This window comes from Kribbella sandramycini, assembly GCF_013131805.1.
Classification (GTDB): Bacteria; Actinomycetota; Actinomycetes; order Propionibacteriales; family Kribbellaceae; genus Kribbella; species Kribbella sandramycini.
Window position 1 is genome coordinate 261,337 of sequence record NZ_JABJRC010000001.1, and the last position, 13,279, is coordinate 274,615.

Annotated in this window: 10 protein-coding genes and 1 pseudogene; all 11 read right to left on the reverse strand. The window is 70.9% G+C overall.

Annotated elements, in window-relative coordinates; all coding sequences use genetic code 11:
• Window positions 1-66: 66 nt before the first annotated feature.
• Complete coding sequence (locus HPO96_RS01110) at window positions 67-777, reverse strand: YggS family pyridoxal phosphate-dependent enzyme (RefSeq protein ID WP_337796457.1); 711 nt, start codon at window positions 775-777, stop codon at window positions 67-69.
• A complete protein-coding gene (gene pgeF, locus HPO96_RS01115; RefSeq protein ID WP_171670220.1) occupies window positions 774-1,517 on the reverse strand; it encodes a peptidoglycan editing factor PgeF in 744 nt (247 codons plus the stop codon). The genes HPO96_RS01110 and pgeF overlap by 4 nt, the downstream gene beginning before the upstream one ends.
• Window positions 1,518-2,033: 516 nt before the next feature.
• A pseudogene (ftsZ, locus tag HPO96_RS39845) lies at window positions 2,034-3,042 on the reverse strand (cell division protein FtsZ); the annotation flags it as partial.
• Window positions 3,043-3,202: 160 nt separating this feature from the next.
• Window positions 3,203-3,943, reverse strand: coding sequence for a cell division protein FtsQ/DivIB (locus HPO96_RS01125; RefSeq protein ID WP_171670223.1), 741 nt, complete (start codon window positions 3,941-3,943; stop codon window positions 3,203-3,205).
• A gap of 18 nt (window positions 3,944-3,961) precedes the next feature.
• Complete coding sequence (murC, locus tag HPO96_RS01130) at window positions 3,962-5,422, reverse strand: UDP-N-acetylmuramate--L-alanine ligase (RefSeq protein WP_171670225.1); 1,461 nt, start codon at window positions 5,420-5,422, stop codon at window positions 3,962-3,964.
• Complete coding sequence (murG, locus tag HPO96_RS01135; protein ID WP_425551756.1) at window positions 5,419-6,507, reverse strand: undecaprenyldiphospho-muramoylpentapeptide beta-N-acetylglucosaminyltransferase; 1,089 nt, start codon at window positions 6,505-6,507, stop codon at window positions 5,419-5,421. Before murG ends, murC begins: the two co-directional genes overlap by 4 nt.
• Window positions 6,508-6,560: 53 nt before the next feature.
• Window positions 6,561-7,808 carry a putative lipid II flippase FtsW gene (ftsW, locus tag HPO96_RS01140; protein ID WP_171670229.1) on the reverse strand — a complete coding sequence of 416 codons (1,248 nt, stop codon included), beginning with the start codon at window positions 7,806-7,808 and terminating at the stop codon, window positions 6,561-6,563.
• Window positions 7,809-7,823: 15 nt separating this feature from the next.
• Entirely contained in the window at window positions 7,824-9,260 is a 1,437-nt protein-coding gene (murD, locus tag HPO96_RS01145) for a UDP-N-acetylmuramoyl-L-alanine--D-glutamate ligase (protein WP_171670230.1), read from the reverse strand.
• A complete protein-coding gene (gene mraY, locus HPO96_RS01150) occupies window positions 9,257-10,318 on the reverse strand; it encodes a phospho-N-acetylmuramoyl-pentapeptide-transferase (RefSeq protein WP_171670232.1) in 1,062 nt (353 codons plus the stop codon). The genes murD and mraY overlap by 4 nt, the downstream gene beginning before the upstream one ends.
• Window positions 10,315-11,709 carry a UDP-N-acetylmuramoyl-tripeptide--D-alanyl-D-alanine ligase gene (locus tag HPO96_RS01155; RefSeq protein WP_171670233.1) on the reverse strand — a complete coding sequence of 465 codons (1,395 nt, stop codon included), beginning with the start codon at window positions 11,707-11,709 and terminating at the stop codon, window positions 10,315-10,317. Before HPO96_RS01155 ends, mraY begins: the two co-directional genes overlap by 4 nt.
• Window positions 11,706-13,229 carry a UDP-N-acetylmuramoyl-L-alanyl-D-glutamate--2,6-diaminopimelate ligase gene (locus tag HPO96_RS01160; protein WP_171670235.1) on the reverse strand — a complete coding sequence of 508 codons (1,524 nt, stop codon included), beginning with the start codon at window positions 13,227-13,229 and terminating at the stop codon, window positions 11,706-11,708. The genes HPO96_RS01155 and HPO96_RS01160 overlap by 4 nt, the downstream gene beginning before the upstream one ends.
• Window positions 13,230-13,279 lie beyond the last annotated feature (50 nt).

Here is a 13,279-nt window from a genome sequence, read left to right on the forward strand (position 1 = left end):
TCCAGCCCCTCGATCCCGGTTCGACGACAACTAGTGAGCAGGAAGCAAACCTGCTCGATGTCGACACTAGCCCAGGTGAGTACGCGTACCGAGTAATGCGCGCCCGAGCCGAACGTGTGTCGCCCCGTGCCGGATCGCGGCCTCCAGGTCCCCGGTCATGCCGGCCGAGATCCAGCCGGCCTCCGGATGTTCGGACCGTAGCCGATCGGCTACCTCGCGGAGGCCCGCGAAGGCCTCGTCCGGCTCCGATCCGAGCGGCGCGACGGCCATCACGCCGCCTAGCTCCAGCCCGTCCGCGGCCGCCACAGCTCCGGCCAGCTCCAGGACGTCGCTCAACCCGACGCCACCACGATCAGCGCCGGTCGCGGCGTCGGCCGCGCCGTACGCCGCGAGACTCACCTGGAGCAGGCACCGAACGGTCTTCTGCTCGGCCACAGCGGCCTTGGACAGCGCCCCGACGAGTGACAGCCGGTCGACGGAGTGCACGACCGAGGCGTGCCGGACGACGGACCGCGCCTTGTTCGACTGCAGCTGACCGACGAAGTGCCAGGTGAGCTCGGGGCACTCCGGCGCCTTGACCTTGAGCTCCTGCTCGCGGTTCTCGCCGACGTCGACGACTCCGAGGCCCGCCAGAGCCCGTACGTCGCTGACTGGGAAGGTTTTGGTGATCGCGACAAGGGTGACCTCGTCCGGGCCTCTTCCGGCCGCCACACAGGCCTTCTGGATCCGCTCCCGCGCCTGGCCCAGATTCGCGGCCAGCTCGTCCGAACGGTTCACGCGGCGACCAGCTTGATCAGACCGGCCAGCCGGCCGCTCTGCTTGCCCTCACGCCGGTACGAGTACAGGGCCGGGTCTTCCATCGTGCAGCCGCGGGCATCCTCGATCACCTCGACGCCGAGCTCGGTCAGCTGCGCCTTCACCCCGGCGGCGACATCCAGCGCCGGAGTCCCCCAGCTGGTCTCGGAGTACGCCGCGGGCACCCGCTCGGCCACCTCGGCCCGCATCTCAGCCGGGACCTCGTAGCACCGGCCGCAGGCGTTCGGACCGAGCACAGCGGTGATCTGCTCGGCGCCGAGCGACCGCATCGCCTCGACGGTGGCCGGTGCGATACCGGCGTACATGCCGGGGCGGCCGGAGTGCGCCGCGCCGATGATGCCGTTCGCGCTGTCGACGAACAGGACCGGGAGGCAGTCAGCCGCCCGGACGCACAGGACGATGTCGGTCCGGGTCGTGACGAGCGCGTCGACCCGCGGAACCGGGTCGAGCGGTACCGGATCACCGGGCCGGACGACGTGGACGTCGCGACCGTGCACCTGGCTGACCCGGATCACCCGCTCCGGTTCGACCCCGAAGGCCGCGCCGACCCGGCGAAAGTTCTCGCCGATCCGCGCGGCGTCCTCCCCCAGCTCACCCGCCCCACCGAGGTTCAGCTCGCCGAACGGCGGTTGGCTGATCCCGCCGAAGCGGTCGGTGACGGCGAAGCGGGCAGCACCGTGAACCTCGTCGTAGCTGAACACGACCAAAGGCTACCCGCGCTAGTGACAGTTACTTCAGGAAGTCCGGGATGTCGAGGTCGTCTTCCGGGTCCGGCTTGCGGGCCGGGCGCGGTGGGGTGGACTGCGGGGGTGTCGACGGCGAGTTGCTCGGGCCGGTGGTCGGCCAGGAGCGCTCGGTCGTCGGCTGGCTCGGCGTCGCCGTGGTGTGCGGCGCGGGCTGGCTCGGCTGGACCGTGCGGACCGGGTCACCGGCCTGCGGGCGCGCGGACGTCGTCGTCCCGTGGCCGGGGCGGGCGTCGTTCTGCGTGGGGACCGGGACGGTGTCGTCGGTCGGCAGCGCCGGGTTGGCTGCGGGCTGCGGCGCCGGCTGCGCGGCCGGAGCCGGCTGCGGCGCGGGCGGCTGCTGGGCCGGAGGCTGCGCGACCGGCGGCTGCTGCGCCGGCGGCGGCGTGCTCCCGGCCGACATCTGCTCCGAGTACGCCGGCTGCGCGGGCGCGGGCGCGGGCGCCGGTGGCGCGGCCTGCGCGGGCGCCGGGGTGGCCGCCGGACGGCTGGTCTGCGGGCGGGCCTGGTTCATCGCCTGCTCGCGGCGTTTCGGCATCCCGCCGTCGAACCCGGCCGCGATCACGGTCACCCGGACCTCGTCGCCGAGCGCGTCGTCGATGACCGCGCCGAAGATGATGTTGGCATCGGTGTGCGCGGACTCCGAGACCAGCTGGGCCGCCTCGTTGATCTCGAACAGGCCGAGGTCGGAGCCGCCCGCGATCGAGAGCAGCACGCCGTGCGCGCCCTCGATACTTGCCTCCAGCAACGGTGAGGAGATGGCCGCCTCGGCGGCCGCGACCGCGCGGTCCTCACCGCGCGACGAGCCGATCCCCATCAGCGCGGAGCCGGCGTTCGACATGACGGCCTTGACGTCGGCGAAGTCGACGTTGATCAGGCCGGGGGTGGTGATCAGGTCGGTGATACCCGACACGCCCTGGAGCAGCACGGTGTCGGCCTGCTTGAAGGCGTCCAGCACCGAGACGGCCCGGTCGGAGATCGTCAGCAGCCGGTCGTTCGGGATGACGATCAGCGTGTCCACCTCCTCGCGGAGGTGCGAGATACCGTCCTCGGCCTGGGTGGCGCGGCGCTTGCCCTCGAAGGAGAACGGCCGGGTCACGACGCCGATGGTCAGCGCGCCGAGCGAGCGGGCGATCCGGGCCACGACGGGCGCGCCGCCGGTGCCGGTGCCGCCGCCCTCACCCGCGGTGACGAAGACCATGTCGGCGCCCTTGAGCGCCTCCTCGATCTCCTCCGCGTGGTCCTCCGCGGCCTTCTGCCCGATCGCCGGGTTCGCCCCGGCGCCGAGGCCCCGGGTCTCCTCCCGGCCGATGTCGAGCTTGACGTCCGCGTCACTCATCAACAGCGCTTGCGCGTCGGTGTTGATGGCGATGAACTCAACGCCCTTCAGGCCGTGCTCGATCATCCGGTTGACGGCGTTCACGCCGCCTCCGCCGATACCGACGACCTTGATGAGTGCCAGGTAGTTCTGCGGTGCCGCCACGTCCGCGCCTCTCGCCTCGTTGCTATCCCGTTGTCCAGCGAAAAGACTGAACCTCAAGTAAATGCTTAGACTTATGTCAACTTTAGATTACGCCGCACGGTACGGGACGCTTCCGGCCAAAGTCCACGCGCCTCGCCGCTCGCCGCGCCGATGTGACCTGTTACCGCTTTTCGCCTTTGGTGACAGGGAGATCGGGCGCCGACACGTCGTACGTCTGCGCCTTGCGCCGCATCAGCACGCTGAGTACCTCGGCCTTGCGCGCGCTGTCATCGGAACTGCCCCAGACCACCTTCACGCCGGACCCGAGATTCAGCGTGATCGAGTCCGGCGACGTTGCCGAGATCGATCCCACCTGGGCCCGCAAGGGGTCCGGTAACGCCGCCGAGACCGTGACGATCGACCGGACCGTCTGCTCCCGGCGGGTGCCGGTCACCTTCGCCTCCGGCAGGCCGGTCGGCCGGGCCGTGAGCGTCCGGTACGACGTCCCGGTCGCGTCGACCAGGTCGTACCGGGCGCCGTCGGTGACGACCACCACCGGCACCCGCTCGGTGACCACGACGACGACCTTGTTCGGCCAGGCCCGGGTCACCTGTGCGTCCGCGACGGCCGGGATGGTCCGCACCCGGCCGGCGATCGCGCTCAGATCGACCTGGGCCAACGGCGTCCCCGTCGGGGCCGCCGCGGTCTGCTCGATCGTTGCCACCGGCACCGTGTCCGCACCGCTCACCCGGACGCCGGACACCGCGAACAGGGACGAGAAGTAGAACAGCCAGACGACCACGCCGGCGAGCAGCAGCACGCCGCCGCCGATCGCCCACGGCAGCCAGCTGTGCCTGCGCACCAGCCGTTGCCGGCGCGCGAACCGCTGTTGTGCCCGAGCCAGATCAGCGCTCTGGCTCACTCGACGAACCCCACGGAACTACTTCAGCACAGGGTCGGGAGCGACTGCCGCAGACTCGCGGAGCAGCGCCCGTTCGGCCAGCAGATCAACGACTTCCGGGCCGATCAGCGAGACGTCGCCCGCGCCCATGGTGACCACGATGTCGCCCGGGCGGGCCAGCTCGGTGAGCAACTGCGGGACCGCGGACCACGACGGCTCGAAGCGGACCTGCTCCGGCTTCAGCGGCACGTGGTTGGCCAGCAGCGCACCGGTGACGCCGGGCTCCGGATCCTCCCGGGCGGCGAAGACGTCCATCACGACGACCTCGTCGGCCAGCGCCAGCGCCTCGGAGAACTGGGCCGCGAAGATCCGCGTCCGGCTGAACAGGTGCGGCTGGAAGCAGACGACGACGTGCCCCTCCCCCGCGACCTGGCGGGCCGCCTTCAGGTCGACGGTCACCTCGGTCGGGTGGTGCGCGTAGGAGTCGAAGACGCGGACGCCGTCCTGCTGGCCCTTGAACTCGAACCGCCGGCCGGTGCCGGTGAAGGACGCGAGCCCCTCGGCCAGGTCGGCCGCGGAGAACCCGAGCCCGAGCCCGACCGCCAGCGCGGCCGAGGCGTTCAGCGCGTTGTGCTTGCCGGCCTGCTGCAGGTGGACGACGGGCAGCTTCCGCCCGCGGTAGATCGGCACGAACGACTGCGTCGCACCCTCCGCGACCAGCTCGGTGACCTGCAGGTCGGCGTCCCCGGACTCGCCGTACGTCCGGACGTCGACGCCCCGCTCCCGCGCGTACTCCGCGAGCTGCCGGGCGCCCTCGTCGTCGTGGCAGATCACCATGAAGCCGCCGGGCAGCACCCGGGCGCAGAAATCCTTGAACGCCTGCCGGTAGGTCGCCTCGTCGCCGTAGTTGTCCAGGTGGTCGGGCTCGACCGAGGTGACGATCGAGACCTCGGGCGCGTACGTCAGGAACGACTTGTCCGACTCGTCGGCCTCGGCGACGAACAGCTCGCCGGTGCCGTCGTGGGCGTTCGAGCCCGATTCGTTCAGGTTGCCGCCGATCGCGTACGACGGGTCGGCCGCGCAGTGCTGCAGGGCGACGGTCAGCATCGACGTCGTGGTCGTCTTGCCGTGCGTGCCGGCGACGGCGATCGTCCGCCGGCCGACCATCACGGAGGCGAGCGCGGCGGCCCGCGGCAGGATCGGGATCCCGGCGGCGCGGGCGGCGACCACCTCGGGGTTGGTCTCCCGGATGGCGGTCGAGACCACGACCGTGTCGACGCCGGCCACGTTCTCCGCGGCGTGCCCGACCGCGCAGGTCGCGCCGAGCGCGCGCAGCGCGGCCAGCACCTTGCCGTCCTTGGCGTCGGAGCCGGAGACCTCGATCCCGCGCGAGGCCATGATCCGGGCGATCCCGGACATCCCGGCGCCGCCGATTCCGACGAAGTGCACCTTGCCCAGCTTCTCGGCCGGGAGCAGGGTGTCAGGAGCGGTGACGATCACGAGGCAGACCTCACCACATCGAGGATGATCTGCGCCAATCGGTCGTCGGCGTCGGTGCGGATGACGCCGGTCGCCGCGGTGGACATGGCTGTCAGACGCGCGGAGTCGTGCAGAAGTTGCGGCACGGTCGCCCGCACCCACTCCGGCGTGACGTCGGCGTTGTCGACGAGCAGGCCGCCGCCCGCATCCACGACGGGCTTGGCGTTCTGCCGCTGCTCACCGTTACCGTGCGGCAACGGAACGTAGATCGCGGGCAGGCCGACCCCGGACACCTCGGTGACCGTGTTCGCGCCCGAGCGGCAGACGACCAGGTCGGCCGCGGCATACGCGAGATCCATCCGGTCGACGTACGAGAGCACCCGGTACGGCGCGGGGCCGGTCTGGGCGACCTCGAGGGTGTTCTTCGGGCCGATCACGTGCAGGACCTGGATGCCGGCCGCCTGCAGGTCGGGCGCGGCGCCGGCGAAGGCGTTGTTCAGCTGCTGGGCGCCCTGCGAGCCGCCGGTCACGAGCAGCGTCGGCAGCTGTGGGTCGAGGCCGAAGAAGGCCTGCGCCTCGGCGCGCACGGCGGCCCGGTCCAGCGTCGAGATCGCCCGGCGGATCGGCAGGCCGACGTACCGCGCGTGCGGCAGCTCGGAGCCCGGGAACGAGGTGATCACGTGCTCGGTGCAGTACTTCGCGGCGAACTTGTTCGCGATCCCCGGGACGGCGTTGCCCTCGTGCACCACGATCGGCGTCTTCCGCCGCCAGGCCGCGACGTACGCCGGGGTCGACACGTAGCCGCCGAACCCGACCAGGACGTCGGCCTTGGCCTCGTCGAGCGCCTTACGGGCGGCCGCCACCGAGGCCAGCATCTTCCCCGGGACGGCGAGCAGCGCGGGGGTCGGTTTACGCGGCAGCGGGACCGGCGGGATCAGCTCGAGCCGGTAGCCGGCCTCGGGCACGACCCGGGTCTCGATCCCCCGCTCGGTGCCGAGCGCGAGGATCTCGATGGTCGGATCGATCCGGCGCAGCGCGTCGGCGGTCGCGATCAGGGGTGAGGTGTGGCCGGCGGTTCCGCCGCCGGCCAGGACGATGCTGGGCACAGCTTTCAACGCTCCTGCACGCATTTTCAGGGGGACTTCAGGGGATGGAGTTGTTACGGCGTCCGCCGCGCGGGCAGCCATCCGAACCGCGGCCGTCTCGTCTCCTTGAGGGCGGCCTGCGCGCCGGGTTCGGCCTTCGCGAAGGACAGCAGCATGCCGACCGCGATCAGCGTCGGCAGTAGTGCGGAACCACCGTACGACAAGAGCGGGAGCGGGATACCCACGATGGGTAGCAATCCGATCACGGCGCCGAGGTTGACCAGCGTCTGGGCCATGATCCAGACCGTGATCCCGGCGGCCGCATAGCGGACGAACGGCTCGGTGTTCCGGGTCGCGATCCGGACCCCGGCGTAGGCGAGGGTGAGAAACAGCGCGAGCACGGTGAGTGACCCGAACAGGCCGAGCTCCTCGCCGATCACCGAGAAGATGAAGTCGGTGTGCGCCTCGGGCAGGTTGCCCCACTTCTGCCGGCTGTTGCCGATCCCGACGCCCCACCAGCCGCCGGTGGAGAGCGCGTAGAACGAGTGGTATGCCTGCCAGCCGACGTCGCTCGGGTCGGCCATCGGGTTGGTGAAGTTGAGCAGCCGGTCCATCCGGTGCTGCGCGGTGCTGACGAAGTACGCCGCGAACAGGCCGACCGCGACCAGCGTCGCGCCGAACAGCCGGGCCGGCGCGCCGACCACCCACATCAGCCCGACCATGATCGCCATCAGGACGAGCGCCGTCCCGAGGTCGTGCTGGCCGACCACCAGCGAGATCACCAGGCCGCAGACCGGGATCATCGGCACCAGCAGGTGCTTCCACTGGGTGAGCAGCTTCTGCTTGCGGGCGTACAGATCGGCGCACCACATCACCAGCGCGAGCTTGGCGAACTCACTCGGCTGGATCTGCAGCGGGCCGCCCAGGTTCAGCCAGTTGTTGTTGCCCTTGACGCCCTTGCCGAGCCCCGGCACGTAGGTCAGCACCAGCAGGAAGACCGAGCCGAGCAACGCGATGTAGGCCAGCATCCGGAAGTGCCGCGGCGTCATCCGGGAGGCGACGTACGCCATCGGGAGACCGACCGCGACCCAGATCAGCTGGCGGACGAAGATCGTGTAGCTGTTCCCGTTCGCGCGCAGCGACAGCACGCTGGACGCCGACAGCACCATCAGCAGCCCGAGCACCAGCAGCAGGCCGGTCGCGCCGAGCAGGATGTGGTACGACGTCAGAGGCCGGTCCAGCACCTCGCGGATCGCCGCAAGCCACGGCCGCTCCGGAGCCCGCGTCTCGCGCTCGTCCGGTGGGTCAGCGATCGACGTCATGCGATCAGCCCCGGATCAGTCCCGGAGGCCGCGAACGGCTTCGGCGAAGGCGTCCCCACGGGCTCCGTAGTTGGCGAACATGTCCCAGGATGCGCAGCCCGGCGCCAGCAGCACGGTGTCACCCACCTGTGCGACCTTCGCCGACTCCCCCACCACGATCTCCATGGCTCCAGTGTCCGTTGACTCGACGACGATCCTCGGGACATCCGGTGCGTGTCGTTCAAGTGCTTCGGCGATGACGGCCTTATCTTGCCCCAGCAGGACGACGGCCCGCAGCCGGTCCTTGGCCGCGATCACCAGCTCGTCGAACGTCGCCCCCTTGGCCTGGCCGCCGGCGATCCAGACGACGTGCTCGTAGGCGAGCAGCGAGGCCTGCGCCGCATGCGGGTTGGTGGCCTTGGAGTCGTCGACATAGTTGACCCCGGCAACCTCGGCGACGTGCGCGATCCGGTGCTTGTCCGGGCGGAAGCCCTGCAGGCCGTCGCGGACGGCGGTCGCCGGGACGCCGAACGCCCGGGCCAGCGCGGCCGCGGCCAGCGCGTTCGCCACGTTGTGCGGGGCCGGCGGCTGGACGTCGTCCAGCTTGGCCAGCTCCAGCGCGGAGGTCTGGCGCTGCTCGACGAACGCGCGGTCGACGATCAGGTCCTCGACCAGGCCGATCATCGACAGGCCCGGCGTCCCCAGCGTGAAGCCGATCGCGCGGCAGCCCTCGATCACGTCGGCCTCTTCGACCAGGTGTTCGGTGACCTGGTCGGCGACGTTGTAGACGCAGGCGACCTGGCAGTTCGTGAAGATCTTGCCCTTGTCGGCCGCGTAGGCGTCCATCGAGCCGTGCCAGTCGAGGTGATCCGGCGCGAGGTTGAGGACGGCGGCGGCGTACGCCGACATCGAGTGCGTGTAGTGCAGCTGGTAGCTGGACAGCTCGACCGCGATCACGTCGTACGGCTCGGGGTCCATGACGGCTTCCAGCAGCGGGAGGCCGACGTTGCCCGCGGCAACGGCCCGGTGCCCGGCCGCGGTCAGGATCGCGGTCAGCATCTGCACGGTCGTCGTCTTGCCGTTGGTGCCGGTGACACACAGCCAGGGCGCGGCATTGGCCGGATCGCGCAGCCGCCAGGCCAGCTCGATCTCGCTCCAGATCGGGATGTCGCGGGCGGCCGCCTGGGCCAGCAGCGGCGCGCTCGGCGGGACGCCGGGTGACGTCACGACGACGTCGACGTCCGCCGGCAGCTCCGCCGTGCTGCCCGGGCCGAGCGTGATGGTCGCGCCGAGCACCTCGAGGATCTGCGCCTTGTCGCGGAGCGCCTCGGTGTCGCGGTCGTCCAGGACGACGACGTGCTCGGCGCCGGCCTGCAGCAGCGAGTCGGCGCACGCATAGCCCGCCGTACCGAAGCCGAGGACGACGAAGCGGGTGGTCGCCCAGCCGTCGCCGGTCCGTGTGGTCAGGCTCATCCGGCCACCCATTCCGCGTAGAAGATGCCGAGACCGGTGACCACGCACAGGCCCTGGATGATCCAGAACCGGATCACCACGTTGACCTGCTCCCAGCCGAGCATCTCGAAGTGGTGATGCAGCGGAGCCATCCGGAACAGCCGTTTACCGCGCGTCACCTTGAAGTAGCCGACCTGCAGGATGACCGACGCGGTGATGATGACGAACAGGCCGCCGAGCAGCAGCACGAGCAGCTCGGTCCGCGTCATCACGGCGAAGCCGGCCAGCGCGCCGCCCAGCGACAGCGAACCGGTGTCGCCCATGAAGATCTTGGCCGGCGAGGCGTTCCACCACAGGAAGCCGAACAGCGCGCCGGTCAGCGCGGCGGCGACCACCGCCAGGTCATGGGGATCGCGGACTTCGTAACAGCGGGCCTCGGGCGTGGTGGCGCAGCTCTGGTTGAACTGCCAGATGCAGATCAGCGTGTAGGCGCCGAACACCATCATCGAGGCGCCGGTGGCCAGACCGTCCAGGCCGTCGGCGAGGTTGACGCCGTTCGACATACCGGCGATCAGCAGCAGGATCCAGATCACGACCAGGACCGGCAGCAGCTCCAGCCAGCTGATGTCGCGGATGAACGAGATGAAAGGCGATGCCGGCCGCTGGCCGCGCTGGTCCGGGAACTGCAGCGCGAGCACCGCGAAGATCACCGCGACCAGCGTCTGCCCGGCCAGTTTCGCCTTGCTGCGCAGGCCGAGGCTGCGCTGCCGGAAGATCTTGATGAAGTCGTCCAGGAAGCCGACCGCGCCCATCCCCGCGAACAGGAACAGCACCAGGATCGCCGAGGCGCTCGGCTCGGTCATCGTGAACAGCTTCGCCGCGAAGTAGCCGATGATGGTGGCGACGATGAACACGGTGCCGCCCATGGTCGGCGTCCCGCGTTTGGTGTGGTGCGTGGTCGGGCCGTCGGTGCGGATCTCCTGGCCGTAGCCGCGACGGGCCAGGACGGCGATCGCCCAGCGGGTGCCGATCAGCGTCAGCACCATCGAGACGGCGCCGGCGAACAGGATCGAGATCACTGCGCGACCTCCTCGATCAGCGCCTCGGCCAGGCTGCGCAGTTTCGAGCCCTTGCTGGACTTGACCAGGACGACGTCGCCCTTGCGCAGCTCACCGCGGAGGAACTCGAGCCCTTCGGGGATCGTGTCGACGTACGCCGACTCGTCACCCCAGGAGCCCTCCAGCGACGCGCCGAGGTGGATCGGTTTGGCGCCCGGGCCGATCACCAGCAGCCGGTTCACGTCCAGCCGGACGACCAGGCGGCCGATGCCGTCGTGCTGCTCGGCCGAGGTCTCGCCGAGCTCGAGCATCTCGCCGAGCACGGCCCAGGTCCGCGCGCCGCGGGAGCGGCCGATCGCGACCAGCGCCTTCAGCGCGGCGCGGGTGGAGTCCGGGTTGGCGTTGAAGGCGTCGTTGATGATCGTGACGCCGTCCGCGCGCTCGACGACCTCCATCCGGGCGGCCGAGACCGGCGTGGCCGCGGTCAGGCCGGTCGCGAGCTGCTCCGGGGTGAGGCCGAGGGCGTAGCCGATGGCGGCCGCGCCGAGGGCGTTGGAGACGTAGTGCTCGCCGACGTAGTTCAGCTGGACGGCGCCGGCGAAGTCGCCGATCCGCAGTGTGAAGCTCGGGCGGCCCTCGCCGTCCAGGGTCAGGTCGGTGGCGCGGACGTCGGCGGCCTCGGCCTCGCCGAAGGTCAGCACGCGCTGCTCGGTCCGGCTCGCCATCGCGGCGACCCGGGGGTCGTCGGCGTTCAGGACGGCGGTGCCGCCGGGACGCACGGCCTCGATCAGCTCGCCCTTCGCCTGCGCGATGTTGTCCTGGGAGCCGAACTCGCCGATATGCGACGTCCCGACGTTCAGCACCAGGCCGACCTGCGGCGGTGTGATGCCGGACAGATAGACGATGTCGCCGGCGTGCCGGGCGCCCATCTCCGCGACCAGGAACTTGGTCGACTCGGTCGCCTGCAGCGCGGTCAGCGGGTGGCCGAGCTCGTTGTTGAACGAGCCCTCCGGCGCCACGGTCTCGCCGTACGGGCGGATCAGCTGCGCGATCAGATCTTTCGTGCTGGTCTTGCCGGACGAGCCGGTCAGCCCGATCACGGTGAGGCCGGGCAGCCTGCTGATGACGAGCCGGGCCAGGTCGCCCAGGGCGCGCTGCGCGTCGGCGACGACGATGCAGGGGCAACCGTCGATCGGCCGGGTCGTCAGCGAGACCGTGACACCGGCCGCGGTCGCCGTGCCGACGTAGTCGTGACCGTCGACGCGCTCACCGGGGAGCGCGACGAACAGGCCGCCCGGGCCGGCCGCGCGGGAGTCGATCACCACCGCGCCGTCGACGACGGCCGCGGGGTCCACCCCGGCCAACTCGCCGTGGACCGCCTCCGCGATCTCACCGCACCTGACTGGAATCACCGCTCCGCCTCCAACAGTTCCCGCACCGTCTCCCGGTCGTCGAACGGGTGGATCACACCGCCGACGTCCTGGCCCGTCTCATGTCCCTTGCCCAGCACGACGATGGTGTCACCCGGGCCGGCGAGCCCGATCGCCGCGGCGATCGCCTGCCGCCGGTCACCGATCTCGTGCAGATCGACTCCTGGTACCGCTTGCCGGGCGCCCTCGATCGCAGCCGCCCGGATCGTCGCCGGCTCCTCGCTGCGGGGGTTGTCGTCGGTGACGATGACGACGTCCGCCGTCCGGGCCGCCGCTGCGCCCATCGCGGGGCGCTTACCTGGGTCGCGGTCGCCGCCGCACCCTACTACTGCGAACAGGCGGCCCTTGGTGGCCGTCCGGGCTGCCTTGAGCGCCAGCTCGACCGCATCCGGCGTGTGCGCGTAGTCGACGATCGCCGTCAGGCCGTCATCCCTGGTGAACGCCTCCATCCGGCCGGGGACAGTGGCGTCTCGCAGGCCCGCTGCGATCGCTTCTGCCGGCACTCCGGCCTGGCGGAGCATCACAGTCGCCAGTAGGGCGTTGGAGACGTTGAAGTCACCGGGGAGGGCGATCTCCACGGTCAGCGTCTCGTCGGGGCCCTGGATGTCGAGGACCGTGGTGCCGTGCTCGGATGCGTGCCGGTTGACGACGGTCCAGTCGGCCGGGCCGCTGACGGAGACGGTCACCAGCGGTACGACGACCTGGGCGGCCAGTCGGCGGCCGTAGTCGTCGTCGATGGTCACGACTGCCAGGTCACAGCGCTCGGGGGTGAAGAGCGACGCCTTGGCGGCGAAGTACTCCTCGAAGGTCTTGTGGAAGTCCAGGTGGTCCTGGGTGAGGTTGAGGAACCCGGCGACCGCGAACCGCGCGCCGTCGACCCGGCCCATCGCCAGCGCGTGGCTGGACACCTCCATCGAGCACCACTGGACGTCGTGCTCGCGCATCACGGCGAACAGCGCCTGCAGGTCGGTGGCCTCCGGAGTGGTCCGGACGCTCTTCACGACCTCGTCGCCGACGCGGGTCTGGATGGTGCCGATCAGCGCGGCCGGGCCGAGCCGGCGCAGCACGGCGTCCAGCAGGAAGCTGGTCGTCGTCTTGCCGTTCGTACCGGTCAGGCCGAGCAACCGCAGCTCAGTGGTCGGATCGCCGTACACGCGGGACGCGACCGCGCCCAGCACGTCACGCGGCTTCTCGACCACCAGAACCGGCAGACCGGTCGCCCGCGCGCGCTCCGCCCCGGCAGGGTCGGTCAGGACGGCGGCTGCGCCGGCCTCCTGCGCTTTGGCGACGAACGCCGCGCCGTGGGTGATCTGGCCGGGCAGAGCGGCGTACAGGTCACCAGGAAGAACAGAACGGGAGTCCAGCGTGACTCCGGTGACCTCGGTGGGTCGCTCAGGGGCTGCTGCACCGACCAGGAAGGCCAGGTCGGAGAGGGCTACCGGCACCACGTGCCGGGGTCTGATCGCTGCTACGGCACCGCCTGCGGCGGTAGGGGTGGACACGGGCCCAGAGGCTACCGCTCCGGGCCCTGCGACACCTACCTGACCCTGCG

Bases quoted from the DNA above. Each gene is read 5' to 3' on its own strand.
- ftsW (WP_171670229.1), bottom strand. From the start codon at position 7,808: ATGACGTCGATCGCTGACCCACCGGACGAGCGCGAGACGCGGGCTCCG.
- murD (WP_171670230.1), bottom strand. From the start codon at position 9,260: ATGAGCCTGACCACACGGACCGGCGACGGCTGGGCGACCACCCGCTTC.